This is a genomic window from Petrimonas sulfuriphila (genome assembly GCA_038561985.1).
GTDB lineage: Bacteria > Bacteroidota > Bacteroidia > Bacteroidales > Dysgonomonadaceae > Petrimonas > Petrimonas sulfuriphila.
Genome location: CP073276.1, coordinates 426499 through 444687, shown reverse-complemented (window position 1 = coordinate 444687; position 18189 = coordinate 426499). Strand labels below are relative to the sequence as shown.

Below are 18189 nucleotides of genomic sequence, written 5' to 3'. Positions count from 1 at the left end.
TTTCTTTTGTAAAATTTCTGTTTATTTAGTATTGTTATTCTGTTTGTTGTTTCTTGTCCTTGAAATCTAATCTTGCATCTATTTCTTTGATCTCTCCACTTGTCATTTTTACACTCCATTTATCCGAACAAAGATTTTCCCATAATTTCTCTCCGGAAATTACTGAAGGGACATAGACTATTTTCATGGAAGGAGTATCATTGTCATCTAAAAATGTCTCCAGTCTCAAAACTCCTTCGTTTAAAGAGAGGTAACTAGATAAATAGGGAATATTTCTCGAATAGATTGGTTTGTCAAGTTCAGGAAAGGGTACCACCAATGATGCAGAGTCTAATCCGGCAAATTTCTTAATATTCTCCTTATAACGTGAATTGTATTTATTGAAATGCCTTTCCAGAAAATCTCTCCGTGTAATAGTATCGGTTTCCGTTTCAATTTTCACAAATTCAAAATTCAAATCTCTTATATTCTCTTGCCCATCGGCCGAACGAATGATAAGCTGCCTTTTCTCTACAATATTTTTTAGGAACTCTTTATCAACGGGTTCGTCAATATCCATATACAGATGTACGGTTAGCGGACATGAAAACTTGGTCTCAATTCCAAAATACTTATCATTTCCATATTGTCTGAACTGCATTCCGAGATAATTCGGATCTAATTTATCGTACATCTTTTCGGTATACATTGTAATTACTTTAATCAGACTGTCTGATAATTCGGGATTTACAATCTTGAACTTCACAGGCGTATATGTTGCTCCCATGATCTCCTCTTCGCTTGTTTGAGTTGGATCGTAGAGGATGTTTGCAGTTTGAGTTTTAACAAAAGTAGATACACCATAAACACCGGGAACACGACGTAACTTTGCGGAAAATGCTTTTGAACTACCGTAACAATGTACAGAGCTTAGTCCTTCCATTTTGAATGTTTTAAGCTTTACATCTTCGATGTTATCACCCCATGTTTCATTGATTGTAGGCATTTCCCACTTAGAACCAATAATCAATGCAATGATAAATAGAACTATTGTTAATATGGCCGGTAACCAGCGGTTATATTTCTTCTTGTTGAATGTAAGTGCATCAGAAGGACAAGCCGATAGACACTCGCCGCATAGAGTACAATCCACTTCCTTTACAACTTTGTTTTTGTCAACAGGGAGGTTGTAGGGGCATTTTTTGGAGCAAAGTCCGCAGTCAGTACACTTTCCCTCATCCTTATTCACCTTTATCAATGGGAAGACTTTGGGTTTTACCATGAAAACTTCAAGGATATACCCCATAAGGCAGGCTGTTATCAAAAGATATAACCATGGAATATTTAATCCTAACTGAATAAGAATTATATATAGGATTATCATGGATAAGAACGAAATGGTAAACTTGAACAGGTTACTTAATGCGCCCAAAGGACAAACATATTTACACCAGAACAATTTAATGAAGAAACTTCCTAAGAACAGGATTACTAAAGAAGCAACTGCCATCCATAATGTGATCTCCCCATGAAATCCGGTAGCAGCTGCATAGTAGGGATCGAAATTCTTACAGAATAGTTCAGATGTACTCAATGTCATGTAAAAAACGATAAATAGGAGTATGTATTTTACCGATCTGAGAATTTTATCTACAACGGTTCCGTTCGCAATTTCAATCCCTTTAATCTTTGTCTTTTTTCGAAACTTAAACATATATTCCGAAACCAATCCTACAGGGCATAAGTAACCGCAGAACAACTTGCCAAAGAGAATTACTCCCACTCCAAGTGCCAGGCCCATCAAAACCTGAACTGTGGTCATACTGCAGGCTAAAGTTTCGCTGGATAGGTAAGATCCAAAAGCTTGAAGGCCGCCAAAAGGACAATACGCTTCCGGATCGGAAGAAGTTTTAGAGAAAACATTGGTCATTGTGATGATTATTGCAAATAATACACCCCATTGCAGTAGATGTCTGAACCAATTTTTTTTGAAATGTCTCGAAAATAGTTTCATAATTTATTTTATTGTATTAATATATTGTTGTATCGTTATTCTTTTCGCTGTTTCTTCTAAAAAACATAGCTCGTTGATAAAGACAGAAATGATCTCTTCTGTTTGTTTTTAGCTACTATCTTGTGGTATTTCATACAGAATTCTAAAGCATAATTTTTATCCGGATTCAATAAGTGACGATACCTTGCTCCAACATTGATGTTTGTTCTGGAGGCATTACGGTATTGATAATCTATTTCCAACAATCTCTTATTTAGTTGCAGCATGCCTAAATTGCCTGAGCTTTCCGAATTTAATGAGTTTCCTTCATCTGAACCTTTAGAGAATGCTACCCCGGCTTCCAGTTCAATTATATTTTTTTGCTGAGGATAGAAATACTTCCTCCCCTCAAAGTACAAAGTATTGATGTTAAAATGTTGATTGTAAGTCTCGGGGAAAATTTTGTAAGTTTTCTCGTTAATCATCCTGTTAAACCCAGCTGTTAGGTTGAAATTATATTTCCAGTCGGTTTTTTTATAGCAAAAGCGATAAGCAGCATCTAGTTCTTTAATGGAAGTCATATATCTTAAAACGCTCCCTTTTTCATAATATTCCCACGATTTAATTTCTCCCGGAACCTGCTCATAATTATTAATTATGTAATTCGAAGCCCTTTCGTTGCTGTTTAGATTAAATTTTATAAAATGATTGGAGCTGTTTCCTAAAAACTTGATAGAACCGCCATAATGGTAGTTTAGCAACTCTTCACGACTGTACTTTTTGGTAAGAAATATCCCTTCGTAGTTGTTGAGTTTCCCATAATTCATTTCTAATTCATTGAACCACTCGAGATTATTGTTATTGTAGTCAAGTTGAAATGCCCCTCCAAGTAAATTAAAAAAATAGCCTCTTTTAAGAATGGTTGCTGAAGTTATTCCTGATTTGGCCATAAAAAACAGTCCTTCCATGTAGTATATGTTTTTCCCTGTCAAATCTCCGATAAAATCATAGGTCACTCTGTCTACATCGTACTTATAGTTGAAGTTCAGACCTGTAGTGAAATTTGCAGTTTTGTGGGTAACACCAGGTTTTATACATATTGACGAATATACATTCGAGTTTCTTCCATCAGTTCTTTTTGCCATTGTTGCAGTGTGATAACTAATGCCAATTCCCAATGCTGTTTTATTAGTCAGGGCATATGCAATTTTTCCGGACATGTCGTAACTCTCGCTTAGGACTTTCCCCGGAATTGAGTCCAGCATAGGGTTTGTTGTAAAGTCAGGTATGTAGTTGCCTAGCCAGGTTTGATTCTTTTTGGTGTCATATTTGTATGTGAAATCACCATAAAAAAGCAGTTTCTTAACTTTCCTATAAGCTTGTGTAGCAACTCCGAAATTAAATAAATTTTCAGCCGAATTGTAATTTCTGTAATCACCACTCTCAGAATTGTAAAAGCCTCCAACAGAAGCATAATCCTGAAACTGATAATAGGCCAGTCCCGAAACATTATCAGAAACAGCCCATGGAGCACGTAATTGTATTTCTTCAAATGTGTAGTCAATTTTTTCATTTTTATCGCTTGCCTGTGCGAACATGTTGAATGTCATTAACTGCCATGATACCCATGCTCCTAGTATAATTATATATCTTTTTTTCATGAAATAAATATTTAAAATATAACGGGTTAAATAACGCCAGCTTATTGATTATATAAAGTAGGATGAGGTATAACTTCGAAATCGTTGGATGAATTGTTCGTGTCCATATATACTATTCTTCCACCTGTTTTTTCCGTTTCTTCATTGTCGACTTTTCTTATGATACTCTGTCCCTGACCCGATCCTGATATCATTGCAAATCCGTTATCAATCTCTGGCATGAATCTTTTGGTATCTGTGGGATTTCTAAGGCATTCAACAGCATCTAAAATAAGATTTTTATCAACAAGCAAAGCGCTTGAATTAATGTTTGAGGAGTTCGGATTTAACGCGTAATTGTCCAGAATATACTGTTCAATACTCTTTCCACCCAGGGTAAATATAAAAAATCCTGGACTGAAATTAGAAATTACAAAAGCTTTTGCACTCCCAATTTTCCAAATCCCCTCAAGTAATTTGACACCCGCTTCGGGAGTAGCATGGCTAGGGGTCATGATGGGATCATAAATGGCCCAATATCCTGGTCTCCCTAAGTTTACAGAGGTTTGCACAGATGCGGAGTGATCTATAGCATTGAGTGCTAAAACCACTTCCCGGCCAGGTTCAAGAATGTTGTCTTTACCGGTTCCGGGAAACATCCATACCATGGATGCTGCCGGAATGGAATCTCTCAGTTCCGAGGTCCCCGGTTTTACCCAATCAGACAAACGTCCGTTGGTGGGAGCATTAAATGGATAAACCACACCTAAACACAATGAATCAAGGTATGCGTCCTGATCTGAGTTATTATATAGGATAATGTATTTGTCAGTAGTATAGCTTTTGCCTGTTTCTTCGTTGAAACATCCCCCAAAATACAACTCTTTGAATACAATCTGACTCGATTTCGATGCTGTAAGCTCAATTTCAACGCTGTTTGACTGGGATATCGCATCAATTTTTTCAGACATTCCGTTAAAGAGGTAAAGGATTCCTCCCGAATCTCTAAAGGATGTTTCGGTTGACGCTATGTAGTAACCTGGAGCAACTCTGATTTCTGCAACCCCCTGTTCATCGGTAATGCCTTTAAACTGAAGACCTGCTGTGTTATCGTAAAGTATAACCTTTAATCCTTTTACAGGATAATCATATCCTTCTGGCATTTTTACGCTTACAATAACAGTTCCACTTAATTCTGCTTCACTGAATTCATCTGATCTGATATTCTCGAGGCAAGAAGGAATAATTAAAATGAAGCTTATAGAAATAATACTGTATAAATATCTTTTCATTTTATTTGATTTTAATGTTTTTGAAATTTTTCTGGCGCTGTGTTTGCACCCAAGTATCTGATGATCAAAATTTAAATTTCACTTCTGCTCCAAAATATATATCTGAATTTAATCGGTTCCCAATTGCATTAGGACGTGCTTTATCCTTCATGATCGGCGTATGATTTGTAAAATTATTTGCATAAAACGATAGGGAGGTGTTATCGCCAATTTCCTTTGTCAGTCTTATATTAGCCATCATATATGGTTTATATCCTGTTGGCAGAAAGTAGTAGCTGTTGTTTGTAGTTTCCCTTAAAAGAGCGAGCCGAGTTTTTAACACAGGATCGTTGGTGGTGTGAAAATCTGAAAACGGATGTCTGTTTCCATCAAAACCTATGTAATATGTTGGATCTCTATAGATATCCTGCAGCACATTTTTGTTTGAAAAATCGTCATATATCGGCTTCCCATTCTGATCTTCAATGTATGAGTTTGCCGGATCAAAAATATATCGCGATTGATTGAACCAGATAAACTGAGTGGTTAATGAAACAATCATTCTAATTGCAGGAATGTTTGTTACAAAATTCAGATTGGTGTTAAACCTTCTGGCACTGTTACCGATATCGCTGCCGGTATTTTTGTCGAATACTGCTAAATAGGGGAAGACCTCCTGTGGATTTACCGGATCGTTACTGTTTATCTTTTTAAGTTCTTCTCCATCTTTACTGTCTTCCGTTTTCAGGTAAGCACCGTTAAGAATAACCGTAGTGTTCAGTGCCTCGATTTTAGGGAATGACATTGAATATTCAATGCCCCATTTATCTATTTTACCCCGGTTATCCGGCCTGCTAAATAATTTAAAATCATTTCGGAGTGTATGGGATACTTCAATGTAATTTCCTGTTTCATCTTTTGCATATACGGTGCCGTTCTCAAATTTTGGATCAGCATTTTCTCCGGTCAAGGCGTTATAATATTTAATAGTATTAGTCTTGAAATTAACATTTTGGGTAATACCATCAACCAGTTTTTCTTTAAAATAGGTAATCTGTGCATTAATTCCGGAAATGTTTACATCAATACCCATCTCCATATTATAGGTCTTGTTGGGTTTTAAGTTATATGGCAGCAGTTCATCAATAATATCGGTCTGTATTACCGCAAGTGACTTGTTGGCTTCCGTACTGCTATAACGGAATAGGTTATAATCCATATAAATCGGTGCAGGATACAGATAACCGATCGATGGCAACTTTTCCATTATTCCCCAACCACCCCTGAAGTTTAATTTTCTCAGGCCACCCCTGAATTTAGGTTTGAATAGTTCGTATCTCGCATTAAACCTGGGCTCAACAGTAGGATTATAATTATATCCTTCCAGTTTCATTTTGGTTATACGAGCTCCACCTACAAGTTCCAGAGTGGATTTTTTTATTGGTATTTTAATTTTTTCTTCGGCGAATAAGCTGATGTTGTCCATGAAAGGGATCTCTTTATAATTACGTTCTCTGAAAAAGGGAGGAGTTGCATCGGTATAATAACTACCCCTTCCTTTGTTTCCATCACGGTTATATTCAAATCCAAGTAAACTGGCGAATAGGGTTTTTCCCATCAACTTATTAAGATTCCCATGAATTTTGGCATTAAAGGAAAGTGGAACACTTTCCAGCCAAAAATCTTCCTTATAGAGAAGTTCTGTAAAATAGCCTTCTGATATTCCTGGCACTTTAGTGTTTGTTGTTGGAGTGGGGGTTCTGTTTATGACGGTGTATTGATTTGTTTTTTGTTTTTGATAGACTGCCGAAATATTGTAGTTTAGCACAGAAATGTAGGGTTTATTAAGCATCCAGGACCCATAAATGGATGTGTTTAAATTATTTGTAGAGGACTTGGAAAAGTCTTCTTTTGAGACATCCGGATCTTGTGTGACATTATTGGAGGTAAAGTTACCATTAACCTTGAAATTAAACCTGAATGGCGTTTTTTCTTTATTGAAAGTATTGGAGTAAGTTAATCCAATCGTTGTCCGGTCAAAGATATCAACAGGCGAGATATTTTTCTTGAAAGCCTTGGCGTAATCCATGCTCACGTTTAAAAATCCCACGTTATATGGCAGCCTGTATCCTTTATTAATTGATCCAGCTTTTGTCCTTGGATCAGATTTTATCCTCACTTCGTAGGGTGTCATACCTGCCTTGGTTTTCACTACAATCGCGCCTGAGGTCATATCACCATACTGAGCCGAAAGTACTCCTGTCATAACTTCTACCGATTCGATATTGTCAGTTGGGATTTTTCTGTAGTCGAATGTGGCACTTTCTACCTCTGCATTATTGGATACTTTATTACCATCAATCAGTAAGCCTACTCCGGCAGCATTTAACCCGCTAAAATCCTTGATGCTCCTTATGGTTATTATGTTCTGAGTAGTTAGATTGGGATTGTTTATAAGTGCACCCGGCATAAGTTGCATAACATCTGCAAGGCTCGATGGCTGAAGGTGATCAATAGAAGCCTTTTCCATTATATGAGATGAGTTTATTGCCCCTCCTGACTGAGCTGTAACTATAACATCATCAAGTAACAAATTGCTGGGCTCCAGCAAAATATTCAAATTTGAAATATCCTTTGTTACACTTATCGGGATAGAGTAGGTGACATAGCCCATACTCGATGCTTCAAGAGTATATTCACCGGGAAGGACGTTCTGGATGGAAAATTTACCGTTTTTGTCACTCGTTGCCCATAAATTGAGCTCTTTTAATACTACGACGGCAAAAATAATTGTTTCTCTATCTTTGGAATCGATTATTGTACCGTTAATGGCAAAACCATTTTTTTTGGTTTCCTTTTTTTGATTAATTGGTTTTTCAAAAACGATTTGTTCTTTTTCTTCGTCCAGGTAAAACACAATTTGTTTATCGTAAATTTTATAATTAAAATTGCTTCCGTATGTGATGATGTGTAGGATATCTTCAATTGATTCATTCTTGATGTTGATATCAATTTTTTTACTCATCTCATCGTTCAGATTACCAGGTATAAGAAAAATGAAGTCGCTTTTTTTCTCAATTTCAGAAATCACTTGCTTAATGGATACATTATCAAGCCTGATGCTGATATAAGTCTCCTGTGAAAAGGTTGTTGCGTTTGCAGAAAGAATTACAGCAAGTAGTAATACATTCAAAACCTTGAACATTTTAAATACCATTTTGGCATTATCAGGTTTTCCCTGTTGTCTTATACATTTATTCTTCATGATGCGAAATACTTTTATTGGTTACATTGTGTGTGATAATATAATGATTGAAAAGTATGGTTATGTAGATGATAAACAATGAGATGATAATTATTTTAGCCATTTATACTGAAAACATTTTGTTAGTTGTAATCTATTTTGCGATCTTTTTATTATTTCTTATGTAAATTGTGTTATTTTCTTTCTTATATGTTGTGTTAGATAGTATTGCGATTGATTTCATTACATTGTCTATATTATCAGAAAGATATAGTTTCCCATTGCATGTAAGACCTTTCAGGTTTGTAGCATTTGTACATTTTAACGAGAAATTATAATTTCGTGCTATGTAATTCAATAAATCCTCTACGGGCGTTTCATTAAGTATTATATACCCTTTAGTCCAGGTGATATATTGCGATGCATCAACCTGACGCTTGCTAAATGAGTGATTGTTATTGAGTAATGCCATTTCGTTTGGCATAAGCAGAAAATCTATATCTTTTTTTGTTTTTTTTGCCATTAAATTCACTTTGCCTTCCGCTAGTACAACAGTCTGTGGCTGTTTTTCATACGCCGAAATACAAAATTTTGTTCCTAACACGCTGACACAAAAATCGGATGTTTTAACAAAAAAAGGTGCTTTTTTATTTTCAGCCACTTCTATATACATCTCGCCTGTTATTGATATTTCGCGCTTATTTTCTTCGAACTCTGAAGGGAAGGTCAGTGTAGAACCTGAATTGAGCCAAATCTTTGTTCCGTCGTAGAGGGTAACTGTTGTACGTTTTCCGTAAGGTACTATAAGTTTATTGAGCCCATTCTTGCTCATTGCAATTTCAACCTCTCCCCCTTTGTTATCATCTGGGATTCTTGCTATACCCATTTTATCAATTTGCAAACTGATATTTTTATCAAACAATGTTGTCTTACCAGTAGTTATAAGCTGAATACTTTCAGTCTCATTTTGATAGATTGATATTTGTCCGGTGGAGCCAGATTGAGATATTTGATATATAAACATTCCTATTAATAGCAGAATTGAAGCTACTGTCCCGTAACTTACTAATCTTAGGATTCTCTCTCTCTTTTTCTCTTTGTTTTTTCTTTTTTGCTGTACTGAAAATAATATCTCCTGAAGGATTTTTTCTTTTTTCTCTACTTTGAGATATCTTTTTGGAAAAGACTTTTTTTTCAGGTATCCATCAGCAATATCAATTTCCTTCTGTAATTCAAGATTTTGTTTTATCAATACATTCCAATATCTGTCTAATTCTCTTGAAGGAGAAAATCGCCACAATAGATATTTTTTATCTCGTAGCAATTCAGAATGAGTTTTATGAAAAGGGCGACTATTGCTTATCATAATTGGGGAAAATTTTGTTGATAAAACTATTTAAAGATTTTATAACGTATTAACAAGACAGATAAAACTTGGGAATGTCGCCTGTATTTAGTAAAAATAATGATAAATTAACAAATCCACATCCTTTGCATACAAAATCCAGAAGAATAGTTCACTATTGCAGAAGAGGAGAAGGGAAATGAAATGGCGCTGTGGATAATTCATATATCAAGTATGTGAAATAAATAATAAATATTATACCATCGTATTTATTACGTAAGGTTAACAAGGCTTTATATACCAATTTACGGCAATTATCATAATTAATATCCATTATCTCCGCTACATGTTTATAATCCTGTTCCTGAATAAAGTGAAGATAGATGATTTCTCTTTGTCGCGGAGATAAGAGAGAAAGCATTTCTTCAATCTTTTTTTCGATCTCATCTGACTCTTCCCCTTTAATTAACCTGCTTTCCGGTGTGTTTTGAGTATCAGTAAAAAGAGTGTCAAGTAGAGTCGAATTGTTGAAGGTTATTGTGAAGCTCTCTTTTTTATATAAATCTATCAGCCTGTTGCGAAGAGATTTAAATAAATAGAATTTTATGTTTGAGATCTTTTTTATATCTCTATTTAGTTCACATAGATTGACAAAAACATCTTGTATAGCATCGATGATATCGTATTCTTTAAAACCTAAATAAATGGCGTAAGTATACATGTCATCCACATAATTATTGTATATTTCCGCAATATTTCCACAACTTGGCATACGTACAAAACCCTTTAATACACTTGCTGAAAAAAGTCAACAATTGTGCTGCTTACATTTGACTATATAAATGTCATGCAAAAATACAAATATATGTTCAAAAGTTTAAATAAAAGTTGCATTCGACTTTCTACCTGTGTATTTTCCTTGTATTGATTGATTTAATATCTGTTTTTCATTTTTGCCCCCGCTGTTTCAAGAGTCAACTTTTTTCAAGAGGAAGTCATTTTATTTGCCATTAAAGATATAAACTTTGTTTTTTTTAATTGAATACTTAAATTTATTTGTTTCTGCCATTATTCCAAGTATCTCTTCCAGATTATTTGTTTCAATAATGAAGCTCCCGTGGAAAACTAAACTCTCAAGGCCCTCAGATTCAAATGAAAATGCCACATCAAACTGTCGTTCGAGCTCTTTGGAAATTGTTAATAAAGGGATTTCATCCCAAAAAACTTTATTATTAATCCATTGCTCAGCATAGTCGGCGTTTTCAGCCAGTGTATAAATCTGATTTACTTTATTAAAAGATATTGTTTGATTGGGTTTCATTATGTACTCCTTATTAGCACCTGATAAAGCTATAGACCCCTCCAGCAGCGAAATTTTCATATAATCCTCGTCACTGTAATTCTTGATATTGAACTTTGTGCCTAAAACTCTAATTTGTGTGGAGTCTGTTTGTACAATAAATGGATATTCTCCATGTTGTACTTCGAAGTATCCTTCTCCTGTTAATTGAATATTACGGTTATTCCTGCCAAATTTCTCAGAGTATGATAATTTAGAGTCGGCGTTCAACCAAACAACGGAACCATCGGGTAGCTTCATTTTTAATTTAGATTTTCGAGGGGCATATACCTCAGAGATAAGCAAATTTTCAGGAGTGTCCTTAAATACGTTGGTTATTAGTGTGGTAGTGACCAATAGTAAAATTATAGCTGCTGCATACCCGGCATATCTAACAAGCCTATCCTTTCTTTTAGTAACCTCCTTTTTGCGAATCCGCTCCAAAAATCTGGCGTATGCACCTTCAGCATAAAAATGGTTAGTATCATGCCCGGAAGATAAAAGCCAGATGTGTTTCAGCTTTTCAAAATGTTTTTTATTTTCCGTGCTTGCGTGCACCCAGTCATTCAACTTGTGTAGATCTTTCTTGGCAATGTTTCCGGAAAGAAAATCATATATCAATTTTTCAAATTCTTCTTTCATATAATCATAAACTTAATTTTCTTTTGAAAACTATATCTGTGTCACAGATAAGACAGTTTTTCATTATAGTAAGTATAGTGAATTTTATGGCATTTAATATTAATTAAACATATTCATCATAAAAAAAATGATAAAGGGAAGATATAACAAAGACTATTTGGTTAGTGCAGTAAACGGCATTATTAATGCCGGGGATAACTGGAGAAATGTTACTGCAGATTTGAAAAATCAGTACGCCGGCATTGTTATTCCAGATTTCATGCAGATTTATGAAAATAATAATCTACATGGCAGAAACGGGAATAAAGGATGGCTGATTACTATTCCTGCAGGAAAAATCAACATGAAAGTTAGCTGGGATATGAGTATTGACAAAGGGGGATGGGATATGCCAAGCCCTGCACATCGTACAACGGCTATTATGGAGTCAAATACAGACTATTCTCTATTTATTCCGGGATTGTCAGGCCAGTTATGGTCGCCTACATTCTATTGCCTTGCATTGAACGACAATCAACTGTTGTCTGCACCGCATATCGGATACAATCCGGCCACAGCAATCAAAAACTGTCCGGGGACATTGGGTATTTCGGCCGAAGGAAAAGCAGAAATATCATATGCTGAAGTATTTGACAATGTACTGTATAAATTCTCAAACGGAGGGACAAACAAACAGGTTTCGAATGGAACACCCTGGACTCCTGTAACTGCTGTCAGCGGCTATTCTTATCCTTTGCAGGGAGGATCGGTAATGATTGGTGCTGAAAATAAAGCGTCATATCAGACTTTTGCTACAAATGAAGGAAGGCATACTCCAATACGAAACGCTGCTTTGTCGGGCCATATCAATGGAAGTAATCCGTGGATATCAGACCGCTCTATACCTGTTGTAGACGGAGTTCCCATGAGCAGGCGTGCAGCAGGAATCACCCCCGATGGTGATCTGGTGTTTTTTGTAAGCAACCGATTCAGCAATACCTATAATATGGTTAAAAACGAAAAGGTGAATTGGAATACTCCCAGCGATGGTTCTTCATTGCGTGAAGTGGCCGTAGCCTTGCAAGAGGTAGGCTGTACAGATGCGATTGTTTTCGGAGAAAGTTATTTTGCACCGGTTGTCATTAAAGATAGCGAAAGAGGAATACCTTTAGGAAAGACCGCAGGAAGGTACGACTGGGAGCTAACCGGTAAAATTAAGAATCCCGACCAGGAAGGGACTACACAATCCTGGATGATGTTTAAATAAAAAATTAACAATCAGTTCAAAATACTAAAACAAATATCAATGAGTAAAATTATTAAACACTTGTTTTTCGTCTTATTGGCAGCGTTGCTTCCACTGTCAATCTATGCGGAGAAGGATGACCTGCATTTGCAGAGTGCGACATTAATTACAACTACCGACAATGGAGACGCTTTGAAGCAAGTGACCCTGAATTTGCAGAGCACAACAGTACGCGAAGCACTACAAGAATTGGAGGTTAAGGGAAATGTATTCCTTGTTTATGAGAAGAACGATATTGATTTATCACGTAAAATAACCGTAAGGGTTAATAATCAAACTGCTAGAGAAGCTCTAAATCAAATATTGCAAGGGCAGGAATTGGAATACAAAGTTAAAGGTGATCATATTATCATTACCCGCTCTGTAAAACAAAATTCGAATGAAAAAAGACGTATCAACGGTATTGTAACAGATCCAAATAATGAACCTCTTATTGGTGTTACGTTAACTATTCCGGGTACTAATACCGGTACAGTGACAAATGCAAATGGCAGGTTCGAACTGGAGATACCGGCAGATACAAAAACAATACAGGCTTCATATATTGGCTATGCAACACAAAAAGTTGGACTGACCGCCGGCAAAACCACTTTCAATATTGTATTGGATGAAGATGTTGCTCTTCTTTCCGAAGTAGTGGTAGTAGGTTACGGCACGCAGAAAAAAGTCAATCTCACCGGATCGGTAGCTACAGTAAATCTGGAAAAAGAATCCCGTTCACGTCCCCTGGTCAGTGCTTCACAGGCACTGAGCGGTATGACTGCCGGGTTGCAGGCAATGCAGGGCTCAGGGACTCCATATGGAGAAGGTTTCTCATTCAATATTCGTGGCGTGGGTACACTGAACAGTTCTTCACCGCTTGTACTGGTAGATGGAATGGAGCAAAGTTTGAATAACGTAGATCCAAACGATATCGCCTCAATTTCAATTTTGAAGGATGCTGCATCATGTGCCATCTATGGTAATAGAGGGGCAAATGGTGTTATTCTTGTGGCAACCAAAACCGGGAAGGCCGGCAAAGTGAGTGTGTCTTACAATACATTATTGTCTCTCAACCAGCCTACCAAATTAATTAAGACTGTATCTAATTATGCAAAATACATGGAGTTAATGAATGAATCGGCAATTAATATTGGCGAATCAGCTCCCTTTAGTGAAATAACTATAAATGAATGGCGTGAAGCAGAGAAAGATCCGAATGGAATTTCACTATCAGGATACCCTAATTACGTAGCTTATCCTAATACCGATTGGTATGATGAGATATACAGCAACGATTGGATGATGAAACATTCTTTGTCGGTTACAGGACAGGAGGGGCGCACAGGTTATAATCTCTCAGTATCTTATATCGATAACCCGGGCTTAATAAAGAACACAGGGTATCAGCGATACTTTATGCGCACAAATGTATATTCAGATATTACTAAATGGTTGCGTATCGGTACCCGTATGTGGGGCTATCACACAGATCAGAAGAAGAGCGATACAAATTCACTCAGAAATATTACTACCCAAAAAATGGTACCGGGGGTTTATCCCTTTTATGACGGGAAGTATGGTGCCCCCGAAGCAAATGAGGAAGATCCTCAGTCACATAACCCTTTGTGGGATATGGCTCAGTCGGAAGGACATATCAAGAATACGCAAATGTTTACTACCTTCTATACCAATATAAAGTTTTTGGAAAATTTATCATACGATATCAACTTAAACTATAAAGACTATCGCCATGAATTTATGGCTGTAGATACTGATTATGGGAAATATAGTTTTAAGAGTGACCAGTGGATTGCATCTCTGAAAGATCCTGCCGATCTGTACACACGCATGGGATATATTCGTGAGAATGACTGGAAGCTTACTCAACTACTCAAATATAACCAGACATTTGACAAGCATGATGTGAGTGCTTTGATGGGGTTTGAAGAAGAGCGCTTTATGAAGAGAGTAACAAACACAACCAAGTTGGGACTCATTGATGCATCGGTAGGTGATCCGAGTTCGGCTACTACCCCTTCAGACATTAACGGCACAGGTGATGAGTTTACTTCACGTTCATATTTTGGACGTATAAATTATGCATTTGATAACCGCTATTTATTTGAAGCAAACATGCGTTACGATGGTTCTTCACGCTTTTCGCCCGATAATCGTTGGGGGTTATTTCCGTCAGTTTCTGCCGGATGGCGCATAAGTGAAGAAGCGTTTATGGAGGAACTTCCCGTCGATAATCTTAAACTGCGTGTTTCATGGGGAAAATTGGGGAATAACGCCATTGGAAACTATGAATGGCAATCTGTTTACAACTCCGCCAAATACGCATTTGGCAGAACCCTCAGCAATGGCTTGGCAGTGACATCTATCTCAAATAACCTGCTTGAGTGGGAAAGTACGGCAATTACGAATATAGGGGTCGATTTTGCTACATTTAACAACCGGCTGATATTTGAGGCAGACTATTATAATAAAGTAACCGATGGAATATTATACCGTCCCGATATGTATATGGTAATGGGAACTGCCAGTGGCCCGCGTCAGAATATCGCGGAAGTGACGAACCGTGGAATTGAAATGACATTAAACTGGCAAGACCGCATCGGTAAGGTGAATTATCGAGTATCGGGGAACTTTGCTTACAATAAGAATGAAGTAAGCAAATACAAAGGTGAACTTAAAAGAGGCTGGATGACAGACGAAAAGGGAAACCGGTTTTATCAAAGCAATATTGGAGATGTATCAACCGGAGGTATCACCCGTGTGATTGAAGGTAAGATTATTAATGAATGCTATATGCTTCAACCATACAATGGCAACGGGAATCACTTTAATGCTGATGGTACCGTAAATATTAATGGTGGGCCCAAAGACGGTATGATTCGTACTGTTGATGACATGAAATGGATAAGGGCAATGGTTGATGCCGGTTATCAGTTTTACCCGCGGCAGAATGTCAGCAAGAATGGTATCTGGTATGGAGATTATATCTACGCCGATTTAAATGAGGATGGTGTGTATGGTAACGATGCAGACAATGATTTTCAGGGAAGTTCAAACGTGCCTAAATACAACTTTGGTTTTCAGGCCAGCGCAAACTGGAAAGGCTTCGACCTCTCAATGAACTGGTCTGGAGCAGCGGGATTCAGCCTCTACTATTATCGTTTGGCCTTGAACAGCAGTGCTACCATCAAAGGGTATGCCATCGGGGAAAAGATTGCGAACGATCACTATTTCTTCGATCCTAAAAATCCGGACGATGTTCGTACTAACATAACATCCAAAAACCCGCGTCTTACTAATAACTCGGGTAGCGATCAAAGCGGGATGAGACACTCGTCTGTTCACCTGCAAAAAGGAGACTATCTTAAACTGAAGAACCTGACTCTTGGCTATACTCTGCCTGAGACGATGTCGAAAAAAGTATATGCGCAAGATATACGATTCTTTGCATCAGGTGAAAACCTGTTTACCATTACCGGTTTTGAAGGGATGGATCCCGAAATGCGTACTGATATCGGCTACTCTACAATGCGTCAATATGCTTTTGGAGTAAATATTACATTCTAAAATAAATTTTAAAAATAATTTCATTATGAAAAGCAAAATAATAATATATCGGAAACTGGTAAAATGTCTATTTTTTGTTCTGCTTTTTTTGCCGTTTGCCGGATGTGAATCTGACTTTTTAGATACCACGCCGACGAATAATGTAAATGGCAATAATATCTGGACCAAAGCAAGCCTGGCACGCCAGGCTGTAAGGGGTGTGTATAATGTTTTTCTTGATCAATATTGCCCCCCTTCCGGTTCCGGCTTACTTGACTCCCATCGTATTCCATGGGATGCATATTCTTCTATTATGGATACTGATAAAAACTGGATTAAACGAATGCCAAACTGCACTGGTGCTGCTACTCCTTCCAGTGGCTTGTTCAGTGATATATACAGACGTTACTACACCTTTATCTTTCGCGCCAATGATGTTATAGACAACATCAGCAAGGTGCCCGATATGACTGAGGAAGAGAAGCAACGCTCCATTGCAGAATGTAAATTCATTCGCGCATTTACCTATATGAGGCTGAATACTCTTTACAAGGGGGTTCCTTTATATATGAATGCTATAACAAGCCCGGAAAACGGTAACAAGTCCCGTTCTTCTGAAGCTGATGTGTGGGATGCAGTAATACAGGACCTGACAGACTGTATAAACGAATCGCACTTTCCCGATAAGTATAATTCGGGAGATCCAGAATATGGGCGTGCAACAAAAGGAGCAGCCTACACATTACGCGGCTTGGCATATATGTGGCAGAAAAACTGGGAGGAGGCTGTTAACGACTTCAACGCTGTAGGTAATTGTGGATTTGGGATCTTTAATCAAGGGAAAGACAGTTACAAAAAACTGCTTAAAATTGCCAATGAACAATGTGAGGAAATGATTTTTTCTGTACAGTGCATCAATCAATACGGATATGGAAACAGTAGAAACGTTACTTATGGCAATCGTTGTACAGCTGGTTCGATGTGGAATAATTATTTGCCTAACCCTCGATTTGTGGAATCATTTGAAACAGCAAATGGCGAAAAATTCAACTGGGACAACTATATTGAAGGATATAGTGCAATGAAAGATAAGGAACGTGTTGTATTCTTTTTGCGTGATGGGCTTACTCCAAAAGAGAAAGAACGTATGGCCGCTTATGGAGCGGATATGAGCAAGTATCTGGAAAGCGGCAATGAAGAGCGGATCAGAAAGGCATATCAAGACCGTGACCCGCGCCTGCAAATGGCTATTATTACTCCGTATGAACAGTATCACGGTGCCGCATCAGGAGTGGCACATACCTATACCCTGCGCTGGCCCTACCGGGGCTCTGACAATGCTGCTCCTTTCGATATCCGTACCGATACGAATGACAAGTTGTATTATCTCTGGAGAAAATTTGTTCCTGAAGGGTTGGAGCATACCGAACGCGATACGTATCCATTGGACTTGCCGTTACTGCGTTATGCAGAAGTGCTTTTGCTGAAGGCTGAAGCATTGAACGAATTGGGGGAGGCTCGTGCAGCAGAGGCTATTAGTTGTGTGAATGAAGTAAGACGCCGTGCCGGTCATGTTGAGTTGAACAGTGATGCATTCCCCGGTACTAAGGTTAACGGGCAGGAAGATCTCCGCAAGCGTATTCGTAACGAATTTTATTGGGAGCTGGGTGGTGAAGATTCTATGTATTTTCACGAGCTTCGTTGGGGAGTATGGAAAGACAAGAAGTTCGACAATAACAGGAACGGCCTGATGCAAATGTGGGGAGAAACAACCTATAACTGGTTCTGGTTAGGCGATCAATGCTGGACCTGGCCTATCCCTGCCAAAGAGATGGAGATGAATCCAAATCTTGTACAGAACGAAGGCTGGATAAATTAACGTTGATTTTAACAGTAAAAAAATAA

The 18189-nt window shown here is 37.5% G+C and carries 10 protein-coding genes; 3 read left to right on the top strand and 7 right to left on the bottom strand.

The features are described 5' to 3' along the window. Positions 1–34: 34 nt before the first annotated feature. The 7 genes from KCV26_01750 to KCV26_01720 all read right to left on the bottom strand — a co-directional run bounded on the left by KCV26_01750 (position 35) and on the right by KCV26_01720 (position 11453). Entirely contained in the window at positions 35–1993 is a 1959-nt protein-coding gene (locus KCV26_01750) for a 4Fe-4S binding protein (GenBank protein ID WZX37140.1), read from the bottom strand. A gap of 56 nt (positions 1994–2049) precedes the next feature. After that, positions 2050–3633, bottom strand: coding sequence for a hypothetical protein (locus KCV26_01745; GenBank protein WZX37139.1), 1584 nt, complete (start codon positions 3631–3633; stop codon positions 2050–2052). A 41-nt stretch (positions 3634–3674) separates the two neighbouring features. Continuing rightward, positions 3675–4904 carry a DUF4876 domain-containing protein gene (locus tag KCV26_01740; GenBank protein WZX37138.1) on the bottom strand — a complete coding sequence of 410 codons (1230 nt, stop codon included), beginning with the start codon at positions 4902–4904 and terminating at the stop codon, positions 3675–3677. A gap of 64 nt (positions 4905–4968) precedes the next feature. Beyond that, positions 4969–8148 carry a carboxypeptidase-like regulatory domain-containing protein gene (locus KCV26_01735; GenBank protein ID WZX37137.1) on the bottom strand — a complete coding sequence of 1060 codons (3180 nt, stop codon included), beginning with the start codon at positions 8146–8148 and terminating at the stop codon, positions 4969–4971. A 133-nt stretch (positions 8149–8281) separates the two neighbouring features. Further along, the gene (locus KCV26_01730) at positions 8282–9493 is read right to left on the bottom strand and encodes a FecR family protein (GenBank protein WZX37136.1); all 1212 of its coding nucleotides are present in this window, start codon (positions 9491–9493) and stop codon (positions 8282–8284) included. A gap of 154 nt (positions 9494–9647) precedes the next feature. Further along, a complete protein-coding gene (locus tag KCV26_01725) occupies positions 9648–10244 on the bottom strand; it encodes an RNA polymerase sigma factor (GenBank protein WZX37135.1) in 597 nt (198 codons plus the stop codon). Positions 10245–10472: 228 nt separating this feature from the next. Continuing rightward, the gene (locus KCV26_01720) at positions 10473–11453 is read right to left on the bottom strand and encodes a FecR family protein (protein WZX37134.1); all 981 of its coding nucleotides are present in this window, start codon (positions 11451–11453) and stop codon (positions 10473–10475) included. A gap of 127 nt (positions 11454–11580) precedes the next feature. On the opposite strand from KCV26_01720, the gene KCV26_01715 reads away from it, so the two are divergent. From KCV26_01715 to KCV26_01705, 3 genes are read left to right on the top strand one after another with little or no spacing between them, the layout of a single operon-like run. Then, positions 11581–12699: a hypothetical protein gene (locus tag KCV26_01715; GenBank protein ID WZX37133.1), complete on the top strand. Its 1119-nt coding sequence runs from the start codon at positions 11581–11583 to the stop codon at positions 12697–12699. Positions 12700–12738: 39 nt separating this feature from the next. After that, positions 12739–16305, top strand: coding sequence for a TonB-dependent receptor (locus KCV26_01710; protein WZX37132.1), 3567 nt, complete (start codon positions 12739–12741; stop codon positions 16303–16305). 25 nt (positions 16306–16330) lie between these two features. Further along, entirely contained in the window at positions 16331–18163 is a 1833-nt protein-coding gene (locus KCV26_01705; GenBank protein WZX37131.1) for a RagB/SusD family nutrient uptake outer membrane protein, read from the top strand. The last annotated feature ends 26 nt before the right edge of the window (positions 18164–18189 follow it).